Origin of the sequence: Pseudomonas sp. Root401 (assembly GCF_001425105.1) — a bacterium.
Lineage (GTDB): Bacteria > Pseudomonadota > Gammaproteobacteria > Pseudomonadales > Pseudomonadaceae > Aquipseudomonas > Aquipseudomonas brassicacearum.
The window spans coordinates 67,794-80,237 of record NZ_LMDO01000066.1; the positions used below are offsets into that span (position 1 = coordinate 67,794).

Here is a 12,444-nt window from a genome sequence, read left to right on the forward strand (position 1 = left end):
ACCGGCCGAAATAAAAAAAACAATGTCGAGGAAACATCGATGCGTATCGTTCCCCATCTCCTGGGCGCAGCCATTGCTGCCGCTCTGATCAGCACTCCGGTTTTCGCAGCCGAACTGACCGGCACACTGAAAAAGATCAAAGAGTCCGGCGTTGTCACGCTGGGACATCGCGACGCTTCCATTCCGTTTTCCTACATCGCGGACGCTTCCGGCAAGCCGGTCGGCTACTCCCACGATATCCAGCTGAAAGTCGTCGAAGCGCTGAAAAAAGACCTGGACCTGCCCAACCTGCAGGTCAAGTACAACCTGGTCACCTCGCAAACCCGTATCCCGCTGGTGCAGAACGGCACCGTGGACCTGGAATGCGGTTCCACCACCAACAACGTCGAGCGTCAGCAGCAGGTTGACTTCTCCGTTGGCATCTTCGAGATCGGCACCAAGCTGCTGTCCAAGAAAGATTCCAAGTACAAGGATTTCGACGACCTCAAGGGCAAGAACGTCGTGACCACCGCCGGCACCACGTCCGAGCGCCTGCTCAAGTCGATGAACGCCGACAAGCAGATGGGCATGAACGTCATCTCCGCCAAGGACCACGGCGAATCCTTCCAGATGCTGGAATCGGGTCGCGCCGTTGCGTTCATGATGGACGACGCCCTGCTGGCTGGCGAAGCCGCCAAGGCCAAGAAAGCCGATGACTGGGCCGTGACCGGCACCCCACAGTCCTACGAAATCTACGGCTGCATGATGCGCAAGGGCGACGAGCCGTTCAAAAAGGCTGTCGATGACGCCATCAAGGCCACCTACGCTTCGGGCGAGATCAACAAGATCTACGAAAAATGGTTCATGCAACCTATCCCGCCAAAAGGCCTGAACCTGAACTTCCCGATGAGCGACGAACTCAAGGCACTGATCGCCAAGCCGACCGATAAAGCGGCTGACGACAAGAAATCCTGATTTCTGACTAACCTTATCTCCTGAAGGGGCCCGGCCCTTTCAGGGGATGGTCACTCCCTGCTGGCAAATCTGGAAACACTCGAACCGGTGGCTGTCGAGCCGATGGCGTGTGCCTGGCCTCCAAGCCGGGCGGGAACGGAGTTTCCCCAGGCGGGCATTTGTACATCGAACGATCTGAGGGGAGACCCTAATGAATTACAACTGGGACTGGGGCGTGTTCTTCAAGTCCACCGGCGTGGGCAGCGAGACTTATCTCGACTGGTACGTGGCCGGCCTGGGCTGGACTATCGCCATCGCCGTCGTAGCCTGGATCATCGCCCTGCTGCTGGGCTCGGTACTAGGCGTCATGCGTACCGTGCCGAACCGGCTGGTGTCGGGTATCGCCACGTGCTACGTGGAGCTTTTCCGTAACGTGCCGCTGCTGGTGCAGCTGTTCATCTGGTACTTCCTGGTGCCGGACCTGCTGCCCGCCGATATGCAGGAGTGGTACAAGCAGGACCTGAACCCGACCACCTCGGCCTACCTGAGCGTCGTGGTGTGCCTGGGCCTGTTCACCGCCGCCCGGGTCTGCGAACAGGTGCGCACCGGTATCCAGGCGCTGCCGCGCGGCCAGGAATCCGCCGCCCGCGCCATGGGCTTCAAGCTGCCGCAGATCTACTGGAACGTGCTGCTGCCCCAGGCCTACCGGATCATCATTCCGCCGCTTACCTCGGAATTCCTCAACGTCTTCAAGAACTCCTCCGTGGCCTCGCTGATCGGCCTGATGGAGTTGCTCGCGCAGACCAAGCAGACCGCCGAGTTCTCCGCCAACCTGTTCGAAGCCTTCACCCTGGCCACGCTGATCTATTTCACCCTGAACATGAGCCTGATGCTGCTCATGCGCATGGTCGAGAAGAAAGTCGCGGTGCCCGGCCTGATCTCCGTGGGGGGTAAATAATGGAATTCGACTTCACTGGCATCATCCCGGCCATTCCCGGTTTGTGGAACGGCATGGTGATGACCCTCAAGCTGATGGCCCTGGGTGTCGTCGGCGGGATCATCCTGGGCACGATCCTGGCGCTGATGCGCCTGTCCCACAACAAGCTGGTGTCCAATATCGCTGGCGCCTACGTCAACTATTTCCGCTCGATTCCGCTGCTGCTGGTCATCACCTGGTTCTACCTGGCGGTGCCGTTCGTGCTGCGCTGGATCACCGGCGAAGACACGCCGATCGGCGCGTTCGGCTCCTGCGTCGTGGCGTTCATGATGTTCGAGGCGGCGTACTTCTGCGAAATCGTCCGGGCCGGCGTGCAGTCGATCCCCAAGGGCCAGATGGGCGCCGCCCAGGCACTGGGGATGAATTATGGCCAGGTCATGCGCCTGATCATCCTGCCCCAGGCGTTTCGCAAGATGACCCCGCTGCTGCTGCAACAAAGCATCATCCTGTTTCAGGACACCTCGCTGGTCTACACGGTCGGCCTGGTGGACTTCCTCAATGCTTCGCGGGCCAATGGCGACATCATCGGCCGCTCCAATGAGTTCCTGATCATCGCAGGTCTCGTGTACTTCACAATCAGCTTTGCCGCCTCGCTGCTGGTCAAGCGTCTGCAAAAAAGGTTCGCCGTATGATCTCTATCAAGAACATCAACAAGTGGTATGGGGACTTCCAGGTACTGACCAATTGCAGCACCGAGGTCAGCAAGGGTGAGGTGGTGGTGGTGTGCGGGCCGTCCGGTTCGGGCAAATCCACGCTTATCAAGTGCGTGAACGCCCTGGAACCGTTCCAGAAAGGCGACATCGTGGTCGATGGCACGTCCATCGCCGACCCGAAGACCAACCTGCCGAAACTGCGTTCGCGCGTGGGCATGGTGTTCCAGCATTTCGAACTGTTCCCGCACCTGACCATCACCGAGAACCTGACCATCGCGCAGATCAAGGTGCTGGGCCGCAGCAAGGAAGAAGCCACCAAGAAAGGTCTGCAACTGCTTGAGCGGGTCGGCCTCTCGGCCCACGCCCACAAGCACCCGGGCCAGCTCTCCGGCGGCCAGCAGCAGCGCGTGGCGATTGCCCGTGCCCTGGCGATGGACCCGGTGGTGATGCTGTTCGACGAACCGACCTCGGCCCTCGACCCGGAAATGGTCAACGAAGTGCTCGACGTCATGGTGCAACTGGCCCACGAAGGCATGACCATGATGTGCGTGACCCACGAAATGGGCTTCGCCCGCAAAGTGGCGAACCGGGTGATCTTCATGGACCAGGGCCAGATCATCGAAGACTGCAAGAAAGAAGAGTTCTTCGGCGACATCAGCGCCCGCTCCGAACGCGCGCAGCATTTCCTTGAGAAAATCCTGCAGCACTAAAAACACATTTGCGAAAGCTCCCACAAGGGACCGTGGTGACTCTGAGTAAGTGTTGTGGTTGACCCAAGGCTTCTGTGATGAAATGCGACCCCACCCTCTATCGCGCCGCGCCGCCATCACTCGCCGTGAAACCCCGCCTGATCCGCCATCTGTTCCTGCCGCCACTGATCATCGCCCTGATGATCGGCCTGGGTTACCTCGGCTTCTGGATCAGCGAGCACTATGGCGTACGTGGCCTCGCCGAGAATGGCGAGCGCCAGTTGGAACTGCACGCCCGTGCGGTCGAAAGCGAGATCAGCAAGTACACCTACCTGCCCAGCCTGCTGGAACTTGAATCGAGTGTCTCGCAACTGCTCGACGACCCGACGCCCGAGCACCGCAGGACCGTCAACGAATACCTCGAAGGCCTGAACCGCCGCAGCCGCAGCCGGGCCATCTACGTGATGGACACCACCGGCCGGGTGATGGCCACCAGCAACTGGCGCGATGTCGACAGTTACCTGGGCGAAGACCTGTCCTTCCGCGCCTATTTCCAGAACGCCGTGCGCGGCCAGCCGGGGCGTTTCTACGGCATCGGCAGCACCAACGGCGAACCCGGCTACTACCTGGCCCATGGCCTGGAGCAACAAGGCAAGATCATTGGCGTGGCCGTGGTCAAGGTGCGCCTCGAAGCCCTGGAGGAACGCTGGCAGCGAGCGCGGCTGGAGGCGTTTGTCAGTGATGAGAACGGCATCATCATCCTGTCCAGCGACCCGGCGCGACGGCTCAAGTCGGTTCGCCCCCTGAGCGACGACACCAAGGAACGCCTGGCCCGCAGCCTGCAGTACTACTGGTTTCCGCTCAATGAACTGGTGCCCCTGGCCCGGGAACGCCTGGCCGAAGGCATGGAGAAGCTGACGTTCCCGGCCAACAGCGAACTGGTGTCCGACGAGCGCGCCATCAGCTACTTGTCGCAGACCCGGCCCTTGAGCGATACCCCGTGGAATTTCACCCTGCTGACCCCACTTGAAGACCTGCGTCGCCAGGCGATCAACCAAGGCATCCTGGTGGCCGTGGCCTTCGCCCTGGTGGCGTTCCTGTTGATCGCCTGGAACGAACGACGCAAGGTCATCGCCACCCGTCTTGCGGCCCGGGAAGCCTTGCAGCAAGCCAACAACCAGCTCGAGCGTCGGATTACCGAACGCACCACCGACCTGCGCGCCAGCAACGAGCGACTCAAGGGCCAGATCCGCGAGCGGCGCCAGGCCGAAGAGACCTTGCGCCGGGCCCAGGACGAATTGGTCCAGGCCGGCAAACTGGCGGCCATCGGCCAGATGTCCACCAGCATCGCCCACGAACTCAACCAGCCGCTGGCGGCACTGCGCACCTTGTCCGGCAATACCGTGCGTTTCCTGGAGCGCGGCCAGTTGGATATCGCCAGCACCAACCTCAAGACCATCAACGATTTGATCGACCGCATGGGCCGGATCACCGCCAGCCTGCGCGCCTTCGCCCGCCGTGGGGACGACCAGGGCCAGGCCAGCCTCGGCAAAGGCGTCGAGGCCGCGCTGCAACTGCTGGGCACCCGTCTTGAAAGCTTGAACATCCAGGTTCATTCCAGCTTCGACGACGTCCAGGTGCAAATCGACCAGACGCGCCTGGAGCAGATCCTGGTGAACCTGATCGGCAACGCCCTGGACGCCATGCAGACGCAACCCGAACCGCAGCTGTGGCTCGAAGGCCAGGCCGGCGATGGCAAATATCGCCTGCGTGTACGGGATAACGGCCACGGCATTGACCCGGAAGCACGCAAGCATCTGTTCGAACCCTTCTTCACCACCAAACCCGGCGAACAAGGCCTGGGCCTGGGCCTGACGCTTTCCGCCAGCCTGGCCGCCGCCACGGGTGGATACCTGGGCGTCGAGCACCCGGTCGAGGGCAGTGGAACCACGTTTGTCCTCAGTTTACCGTTGGTAAGCCTTTCACCTGCCGAGCCGCTATGAACAACGACCTGAGCGTACTGATCGTCGAAGACGACCCCCATGTCCTGCTGGGCTGCCAGCAGGCGCTGACCCTGGAAGACATTCCCTGCATCGGCGTGGGCAGCGCCGAAGAGGCCCTGGAGCGTGTCGACGATAACTTTGCCGGCATCGTCATCAGTGACATTCGCCTGCCGGGCATCGACGGCCTGGAACTGCTGACCCGCCTCAAAGCGCGGGACCGCAGCTTGCCGGTGGTGCTGATCACTGGCCACGGCGACATCTCCATGGCCGTCGGCGCCATGCAAAAAGGCGCCTATGACTTCATGGAGAAACCCTTCTCCCCTGAACGCCTGGTGGACGTCGCCCGCCGTGCCCTGGAGCAGCGCAGCCTCGCCCGGGAAGTGTCATCGCTGCGTCGGCAATTGGCCGAACGCGATTCCCTGGAAGGCCGGATCATTGGCCGCTCACCCGCCATGCAGCACCTGCGCGCGCTGATCGCCAACGTCGCCGATACCTCGGCCAACGTGCTGATCGAAGGTGAAACCGGCACCGGCAAGGAACTGGTCGCTCGCTGCCTGCACGATTTCAGCCGACGCCACGACAAGCAGTTCGTCGCGCTGAACTGCGGCGGCCTGCCAGAGAACCTGTTCGAAAGCGAGATTTTCGGCCACGAGGCCAATGCCTTTACCGGCGCCGGCAAACGCCGGATCGGCAAGATCGAGCACGCCGATGGCGGCACGCTGTTTCTCGACGAAGTGGAAAGCATGCCCCTGCCCTTGCAGATCAAGTTGCTGCGCGTGTTGCAGGAACGCACCCTCGAGCGCCTGGGTTCGAACCAGAGCGTGGCCGTGGATTGCCGGGTAATCGCCGCCACCAAGTCCGACCTGGACGAAATGGGCCGGGCCGGACAGTTCCGCAGCGACCTGTATTATCGCCTCAACGTGGTGACCCTGGAGCTGCCGCCACTGCGCGAGCGGCGCGAAGACATCCTGCAACTGTTCAAGCACTTTCTCCAGCAGTCGTCCCTGCGCTTTGACCGCACGGTGCCGGAGCTGGACAACCAGACCCTGTCGAACCTGATGAGCCACGACTGGCCGGGCAACGTGCGCGAACTGCGCAACGTCGCCGAGCGTTATGCCCTGGGCCTGCCGGCGTTCAAGCGCGCCGGCGCCAGCGGTGGTAACCAGGGCCTGGCCTTCGCTGAAGCCGTGGAAGCCTTCGAGCGCAACCTGCTGGTGGACGCCCTGCAACGCAGCGGTGGCAACCTGACCCAGGCCAGCCTGGAGCTGGGCATGGCCAAGACCACGCTGTTCGACAAAGTCAAAAAATATGGCCTGAACCATTAATCAACTGGGCGGGAAACCTGTGGATCTGATTTTCAAGGCGGCGCTCGGTGCAGCCGTGGTGGTCATCCTGGCGATGCTGGCCAAGACCAGGAACTATTACATCGCCGGGCTGGTGCCGCTGTTCCCGACCTTCGCCCTGATTGCCCATTACATCGTCGGCAAGGGCCGTTCGGTGGACGACCTGAAGACCACCATCGTGTTTGGGATGTGGTCGATCATTCCGTACTTCGTCTACCTGGCGACCCTCTACGTGATGGTCGACCGCATGCGCCTGGAGGCGTCCCTGGCCGTGGCGGCGGTGGCGTGGCTGATGGCCGCGACGGTGCTGGTCAGCGTCTGGGTAAGAATCCACGGCTAATCCCTGTAGGAGCTGCCGAGCAACGCGAGGCTCCGATCTTTTGATCTTTCGCTAGAGACTCAAGTGCCCAAGGAAAGATCGCAGCCTCGCGTTGCTCGACAGCTCCTACACAGCTCCTACACAGCGCCTGCACAAACCAGTGATCAGTAACCGACGGTAAACCGCGTCCGCGAAAACTGCGGTGTTTCCACTTCATCGATCATCGCGATCGCGTAGTCGGCAAAGCTGATCCAACTACGCCCGGCATCGTCGAACAGCAGGTAATCCGTGCCAAGGCGGAACTGCTCCGTGCGCTCGGTTTCGACGAACTCTGCCGAAGGCGAAAGGAAGGTCCAGTCCAGGTCTTGCTCCTGGCGCAGCACATCGAGGAACAATGCGCCGGCGCTGGCTTCGGCCAGGTATTCCTCCGGGAAGCCTTCGCTATCGATCACCCGAGAGCCGTCCGGGAGCAGCAACGAACCGGCCCCGCCGACCACCAGCAAACGCTTGACCCCGGCGGCTTTCACCGGCGCGATGACCTTGTCGGCCGGCACAGTGGCAAAGTGGGTCGCGCTGATCACCACATCGTGACCGGTCACCGCCGCGGTCAGCGCCTCGCTGTCCAATACGTCCAGTTGCTTGCTGACCACCCCGGCCCTTTCGCCGATTTTCGCGGTGTTGCGGGCAATGGCCGTCACGCTGTGACCACGGCGCAGGGCCTCTTCCAGCAATTGGCTGCCGGCGCGACCGGTGGCGCCGATGATTGCGATTTTGCTCATGGTGTTCTCCAGTGATTACACATAGGGGCTATTAAAGCTGTGCTCGAAACGGACATGACAAAACTTTGCGATATGTACACCGTTGTGGCGAGGGAGCTTGCTCCCGCTCGGTTCTGTAGGAGCTGCCGAAGGTTCGGGCCGCGTTCGGACGATCTTTTGATCTTTCGCTTGGGATTCAAGTGTCTGGGGAAAGATCGCAGCCTCGTTTCACTCGACAGCTCCTACACAGCCCAGCGGGAGCAAGCTCCCTCGCCACAAAAGCGCATCCGATACCCTGGAATCAAGGTTGTCACCACTTCATCTCGCCCTTTGCCACCTTGGCACTGAGCTCCAGGGAACTGTCTTCACCCAGGTTCGGGTAGCGTTGCTTCATGGCGGCGATCAGCGCGGCGGAATCCTTGGCCTTGGCGGTTTCTTCATCGAAGGCCTTGATGTAGCCGGCGGTGAATGTCACCGGGGCCAGGGACCGGGCGCTTTCACCCAGGTAATGGCCCGGGATCACGGTGTTCGGTTGCAGCTTTTCAATACCGGCAAGGGTCGCCAGCCAGTCCTTGTGGGACTGCGGTGTCTGGGTGTCAGCCATCCAGACGTGAATGTTCTCGGCCACCACCACACCGCCTACCACGGCCTTGATTGATGGAATCCATACGAAACTGCGGTCCGGCTGCGGGCCATCGAGGCCGACGATCTGCAAGCGCTGGCCTTCCAGGGTCAGGCTGTCGCCCTTGAGCACCTGGGGCACGATGGCTTTGGCCGGGGCATCGGTCTTCAGGATCGGCCCCCAATATTTCAGCTTGCCGTCCATGGTCTGCTTGATGTGCGCGACGGTCGGCGCGGACGCCAGCACCTTGGCCTCGGGGAACGCGGCGGTGAGGGTTTCCAAACCAAAATAGTAGTCTGGATCGCCATGGCTGATGTAGATCGTGGTCAATCGCTTGCCGCTGGCGCGGATTTTTTCCACCACCTGCTCGGCCTGGGTCTTGCCGAATTGGGCGTCTACCAGGATCGCTTCTTTTTCACCGCTGACTAAAACCGAAGTCACCGGGAAAACCGCCGCCGCGCCGGGGTTGTAGACGTCCAGCGTCAAGCCGGCGGCCCAGGTCTGGGCGGTGAAGGCCAGGGCGGCGGTTGCCAGCAGCAGGCGCTTGAGGGGGATAAATCCGGTCATGGTGTGCTCCGTTGTCCAAAAGCCCGAAAGGGAATGAGACGGAGCTTAGTGACCTGACTCGTTTCAAAAAATGCGATGATCGAACATAGTTTGTTTCTGAAATCGGGCAGATCATGGATCGTCTACAAGCAATGCGGGTGTTCGTCACGGTGGTGGACCTGGGCAGCCAGTCGGCGGCGGCCGAGCATCTGGACCTGTCGCGTCCGGTGGTGTCGCGGTATCTGGCGGAACTGGAGGACTGGGTCGGAGCCCGGTTGATGCACCGCACCACCCGCAAACTGAGCCTGACCGCCGCCGGCACGGAGATCCTGCCGCGCTGCCGACAGATGCTGGAGCTGTCCGGCGACATGCAAGCCGCCGTCAGCACCCCGGACGATGCGCCACGGGGCATGCTGCGCATCAGCGCCAGCACCTCGTTCGGCCAGGCCCAACTGGCGAGCGCCATGGCCGAATACGTCAAGCGCTACCCTGGGGTAAGCGTCGACCTGCAAATGCTCGACCGCACCGTGAACCTGGTGGATGAGCGCATCGACCTGGCGATCCGCATGAGCAACGACCTGGACCCGAACCTGATTGCCCGCCGCCTCACGGTCTGCCGCTCGGTGATCTGCGCCTCGCCACAGTATTTGCGTGAGCACTCGACACCGCTGCGCGTGGAAGACCTGAGCCGACACAACTGCCTGACCCACTCCTACGTCGGCAAGAGCCTGTGGCATTTCGAGCAGGACGGCGAGCAGGTCTCGGTGCCGGTGCAAGGTAATATCAGCGCCAACGAAGCCAGCACATTGCTTCAGGCAACGATAGCCGGTGCCGGCGTGGCCATGCTGCCCAGCTACCAGGCCGGCGCCCACATCAAGAACGGCGAACTGATCCGCCTGCTGCCCCACGCCGAACCGCGCCGGATGAACATGTACGCGGTGTATGCCTCACGCAAACACATGCCGTCGGCACTGCGCAGCCTGCTGGACTTTTTGGTGCTGAAGTTTCCCGAGATGCCCGAGTGGGATGTGGGGCTCTAAACAATATTGGCCACAATGAAGTTCCCTTGTGGGAGCGAGCCTGCTCGCGATAGCGGTGTGACAGCTAATAGAGATGTTGACTGACTCTCCGCCATCGCGAGCAGGCTCGCTCCCACAATGGAAATCAGTGTATGACCAGGATTTCACCATTAGCCCGCCCCAAGGCATACTTGCGGCCCTCCGAGTTCCAGAATCCATCGCCCCATGCGTATCCACGTCAGTTTCATCGACCGCGTCGGTATCACCCAGGAAGTCCTGGCCTTGCTCGGTGGGCGCAATCTCAATCTGGATGCGGTGGAGATGGTGCCGCCCAACGTCTACATCGACGCCCCGACCCTCAGCCCGCAAGTGCTCGACGAGTTGCGCGAGGCGCTGTTCAGCGTGCGCGGCGTGCAGGCGGTCACCGTGGTGGACATCCTGCCGGGCCAGCGCCGGCACTTGCAGCTCGATGCGTTGCTCGCCGCCATGACCGACCCGGTGCTGGCCCTGGACAGTGCCGGCAAGGTGTTGCTGGCCAACCCGGCGCTGATTGCCCTGTACGGGCGTGAACCGGCCGGGGAAAGCGTGGCCGAGCTGTTCGGTGACGCGGCCTTGCTGGACGCCTTGCTGGAGAACGGTTTCCGCTTGCCGCTGCGGGAAATCACCCTCAACGGCCAGACCTTGCTGCTGGACGCCACGCCCATCACCGATGCCGGCGCGCTGCTGACGCTGTATCAGCCGAACCGCATCGGCGAGCGCCTGTCGGCCCTGCATCACGATCACGCCGAAGGCTTCGACGCGCTGCTGGGCGAATCCCCGGCGATCCGCACCCTCAAGGCCCGGGCCCAGCGGGTCGCGGCGCTGGATGCACCGCTGCTGATCCAGGGCGAAACCGGCACCGGCAAGGAACTGGTGGCCCGGGCATGCCATGCCATCAGCGCCCGTCATGGCGCCCCGTTCCTGGCCCTGAACTGCGCGGCATTGCCGGAGAACCTGGCGGAAAGCGAACTGTTCGGCTACGCCCCCGGCGCCTTCACCGGGGCGCAACGGGGCGGCAAGCCAGGGCTGATGGAGCTGGCGAACCAGGGCACGGTATTCCTCGATGAAATCGGCGAGATGTCGCCGTACCTGCAAGCCAAGCTGCTGCGCTTCCTGAACGATGGCAGCTTCCGCCGGGTGGGCGGCGACCGGGAGATCAAGGTCAACGTGCGGATCCTCAGCGCCACCCACCGCAACCTGGAGAAAATGGTCAGCGAGGGCTCGTTCCGCGAAGACCTGTTCTACCGCCTGAACGTGCTCAATGTCGAAGTCCCGCCGCTGCGGGAACGCGGCCAGGACATCCTGCTACTGGCGCGTTATTTCATGCAGCAGGCCTGCGCGCAGATCCAGCGCCCGGTCTGCCGCCTGGCCCCCGGCACTTACCCGGCCCTGCTGGGCAACCGCTGGCCCGGCAACGTGCGGCAATTGCAGAACGTGATCTTCCGCGCCGCCGCCATTTGCGAAAGCAGCCTGGTGGATATCGGCGACCTGGACATCGCCGGCACCTCCGTGGCGCGCCAGGGCGATGTGGAAGTCGAAAGCCTGGAACAGGCCGTGGAAAGCTTCGAGAAACACCTGCTTGAAAGCCTCTACGTCAACTACCCCTCCACCCGCCAGCTCGCCAGCCGCCTGCAAACCTCCCACACCGCGATTGCCCATCGGTTGCGTAAATACGGGATTTCCAACAAGCCCTGACCCCAGCAAAGCACATCACCCTGTGGGAGCGAGCCTGCTCGCGATAGCGGTGTATCAGCCAGCATCAATGTTGACTGACAAAACGCTATCGCGAGCAGGCTCGCTCTCACATTTGATCTGCAGCGTATTTGGAACTTGGCCCAAAAACGACCTCCACCTGTACTGAAAGCGCTACAGTGGAACGATATCGCTACACTCATCGCTAAGCAGCGCTGCGCAAGGCTTTGATCCCACAACGATTTTATCCAGCCTCCCAGCTGTAGCGATTTCGCTACAGCGAAGTCGATCCAAGCGGCGACAAAACCATTCAAGCCATTGATATATAAGCAATTATTAATATTGGCCGCATTCTTGCTATGGGTATTAGCATTCGGCCGGGCCAAGCCCCGCGCCTTTCTTCGCGTCCACCAGACGAATCTGGCCCCAGGAGTTTCCATGAGCGAGTTGCGTTTCACTGAAGATCACGAATGGCTGCGCACCGAAGCCGACGGCAGCGTTACAGTCGGTATTACTGCGTTTGCCCAGAACGCCTTGGGCGATGTGGTCTATGTTCAGTTACCGGAACTGCAAAGCTACGACAAGGGTGCCGAAGCCTCCACCGTGGAATCGGTGAAAGCCGCCAGCGGTGTCTACATGCCACTGGACGGTGAAGTGCTCGAAGTGAACCCGGCCCTGGAAAGCAATCCGGAACTGGTCAATGAAGATCCGTTGGGCGAAGGCTGGTTTTTCCGTTTCAACCCGGCCAACGCCGCCGAAGTGGACCAACTGCTGGACCAGGACGCCTACGACCGCCTGATCAAAGCCAACGCCGAAGCCTGAGGAGCGCCA

The 12,444-nt window shown here is 61.7% G+C and carries 12 protein-coding genes; 10 read left to right on the forward strand and 2 right to left on the reverse strand.

Annotation, left to right across the window (positions count from 1 at the left end; genetic code table 11):
• The first annotated feature begins 39 nt into the window (after positions 1-39).
• The 7 genes from ASC85_RS30150 to ASC85_RS30180 all read left to right on the forward strand — a co-directional run bounded on the left by ASC85_RS30150 (position 40) and on the right by ASC85_RS30180 (position 6,958).
• A complete protein-coding gene (locus ASC85_RS30150) occupies positions 40-954 on the forward strand; it encodes a glutamate/aspartate ABC transporter substrate-binding protein (protein ID WP_057452516.1) in 915 nt (304 codons plus the stop codon).
• Positions 955-1,144: 190 nt separating this feature from the next.
• Positions 1,145-1,891, forward strand: a complete 747-nt coding sequence (locus tag ASC85_RS30155; RefSeq protein WP_014339891.1) for an amino acid ABC transporter permease — start codon at positions 1,145-1,147, stop codon at positions 1,889-1,891.
• Positions 1,891-2,562 (forward strand): amino acid ABC transporter permease, encoded by a 672-nt coding sequence (locus ASC85_RS30160; protein ID WP_014339892.1) that lies wholly within the window; start codon positions 1,891-1,893, stop codon positions 2,560-2,562. The genes ASC85_RS30155 and ASC85_RS30160 overlap by 1 nt, the downstream gene beginning before the upstream one ends.
• Positions 2,559-3,293 carry an amino acid ABC transporter ATP-binding protein gene (locus ASC85_RS30165; protein ID WP_003204983.1) on the forward strand — a complete coding sequence of 245 codons (735 nt, stop codon included), beginning with the start codon at positions 2,559-2,561 and terminating at the stop codon, positions 3,291-3,293. Before ASC85_RS30160 ends, ASC85_RS30165 begins: the two co-directional genes overlap by 4 nt.
• Positions 3,294-3,370: 77 nt before the next feature.
• Positions 3,371-5,275: a sensor histidine kinase gene (locus ASC85_RS30170; RefSeq protein WP_057452517.1), complete on the forward strand. Its 1,905-nt coding sequence runs from the start codon at positions 3,371-3,373 to the stop codon at positions 5,273-5,275.
• Positions 5,272-6,600, forward strand: coding sequence for a sigma-54-dependent transcriptional regulator (locus ASC85_RS30175; RefSeq protein WP_057452518.1), 1,329 nt, complete (start codon positions 5,272-5,274; stop codon positions 6,598-6,600). Before ASC85_RS30170 ends, ASC85_RS30175 begins: the two co-directional genes overlap by 4 nt.
• Positions 6,601-6,628: 28 nt before the next feature.
• Positions 6,629-6,958 carry a GlpM family protein gene (locus ASC85_RS30180; RefSeq protein WP_162843741.1) on the forward strand — a complete coding sequence of 110 codons (330 nt, stop codon included), beginning with the start codon at positions 6,629-6,631 and terminating at the stop codon, positions 6,956-6,958.
• Between the two features lie 143 nt (positions 6,959-7,101).
• Here ASC85_RS30180 and ASC85_RS30185 read toward each other — a convergent pair whose 3' ends face one another.
• Both ASC85_RS30185 and ASC85_RS30190 read right to left on the reverse strand, forming a co-directional pair.
• Positions 7,102-7,716, reverse strand: a complete 615-nt coding sequence (locus ASC85_RS30185; RefSeq protein WP_057452519.1) for an NAD(P)-dependent oxidoreductase — start codon at positions 7,714-7,716, stop codon at positions 7,102-7,104.
• 289 nt (positions 7,717-8,005) lie between these two features.
• The gene (locus ASC85_RS30190; protein ID WP_057452520.1) at positions 8,006-8,884 is read right to left on the reverse strand and encodes an MBL fold metallo-hydrolase; all 879 of its coding nucleotides are present in this window, start codon (positions 8,882-8,884) and stop codon (positions 8,006-8,008) included.
• Between the two features lie 113 nt (positions 8,885-8,997).
• On the opposite strand from ASC85_RS30190, the gene ASC85_RS30195 reads away from it, so the two are divergent.
• The 3 genes from ASC85_RS30195 (at position 8,998) to gcvH (ending at position 12,435) form a co-directional block, all read left to right on the forward strand.
• Complete coding sequence (locus ASC85_RS30195; protein WP_018614206.1) at positions 8,998-9,903, forward strand: LysR family transcriptional regulator; 906 nt, start codon at positions 8,998-9,000, stop codon at positions 9,901-9,903.
• A gap of 204 nt (positions 9,904-10,107) precedes the next feature.
• A complete protein-coding gene (locus ASC85_RS30200) occupies positions 10,108-11,616 on the forward strand; it encodes a sigma-54-dependent transcriptional regulator (protein ID WP_057452521.1) in 1,509 nt (502 codons plus the stop codon).
• A gap of 435 nt (positions 11,617-12,051) precedes the next feature.
• A complete protein-coding gene (gene gcvH, locus ASC85_RS30205; RefSeq protein WP_014339901.1) occupies positions 12,052-12,435 on the forward strand; it encodes a glycine cleavage system protein GcvH in 384 nt (127 codons plus the stop codon).
• Positions 12,436-12,444: the final 9 nt, after the last annotated feature.

Excerpts from the sequence above, each read along its gene's own strand:
- ASC85_RS30150 (WP_057452516.1), top strand. The coding sequence starts at position 40 with ATGCGTATCGTTCCCCATCTCCTGGGCGCAGCCATTGCTGCCGCTCTG.
- ASC85_RS30155 (WP_014339891.1), top strand. The coding sequence starts at position 1,145 with ATGAATTACAACTGGGACTGGGGCGTGTTCTTCAAGTCCACCGGCGTG.
- ASC85_RS30160 (WP_014339892.1), top strand. The coding sequence starts at position 1,891 with ATGGAATTCGACTTCACTGGCATCATCCCGGCCATTCCCGGTTTGTGG.
- ASC85_RS30165 (WP_003204983.1), top strand. The coding sequence starts at position 2,559 with ATGATCTCTATCAAGAACATCAACAAGTGGTATGGGGACTTCCAGGTA.
- ASC85_RS30170 (WP_057452517.1), top strand. The coding sequence starts at position 3,371 with ATGAAATGCGACCCCACCCTCTATCGCGCCGCGCCGCCATCACTCGCC.
- ASC85_RS30175 (WP_057452518.1), top strand. The coding sequence starts at position 5,272 with ATGAACAACGACCTGAGCGTACTGATCGTCGAAGACGACCCCCATGTC.
- ASC85_RS30185 (WP_057452519.1), bottom strand. The coding sequence starts at position 7,716 with ATGAGCAAAATCGCAATCATCGGCGCCACCGGTCGCGCCGGCAGCCAA.
- ASC85_RS30190 (WP_057452520.1), bottom strand. The coding sequence starts at position 8,884 with ATGACCGGATTTATCCCCCTCAAGCGCCTGCTGCTGGCAACCGCCGCC.
- ASC85_RS30195 (WP_018614206.1), top strand. The coding sequence starts at position 8,998 with ATGGATCGTCTACAAGCAATGCGGGTGTTCGTCACGGTGGTGGACCTG.
- ASC85_RS30200 (WP_057452521.1), top strand. The coding sequence starts at position 10,108 with ATGCGTATCCACGTCAGTTTCATCGACCGCGTCGGTATCACCCAGGAA.
- gcvH (WP_014339901.1), top strand. The coding sequence starts at position 12,052 with ATGAGCGAGTTGCGTTTCACTGAAGATCACGAATGGCTGCGCACCGAA.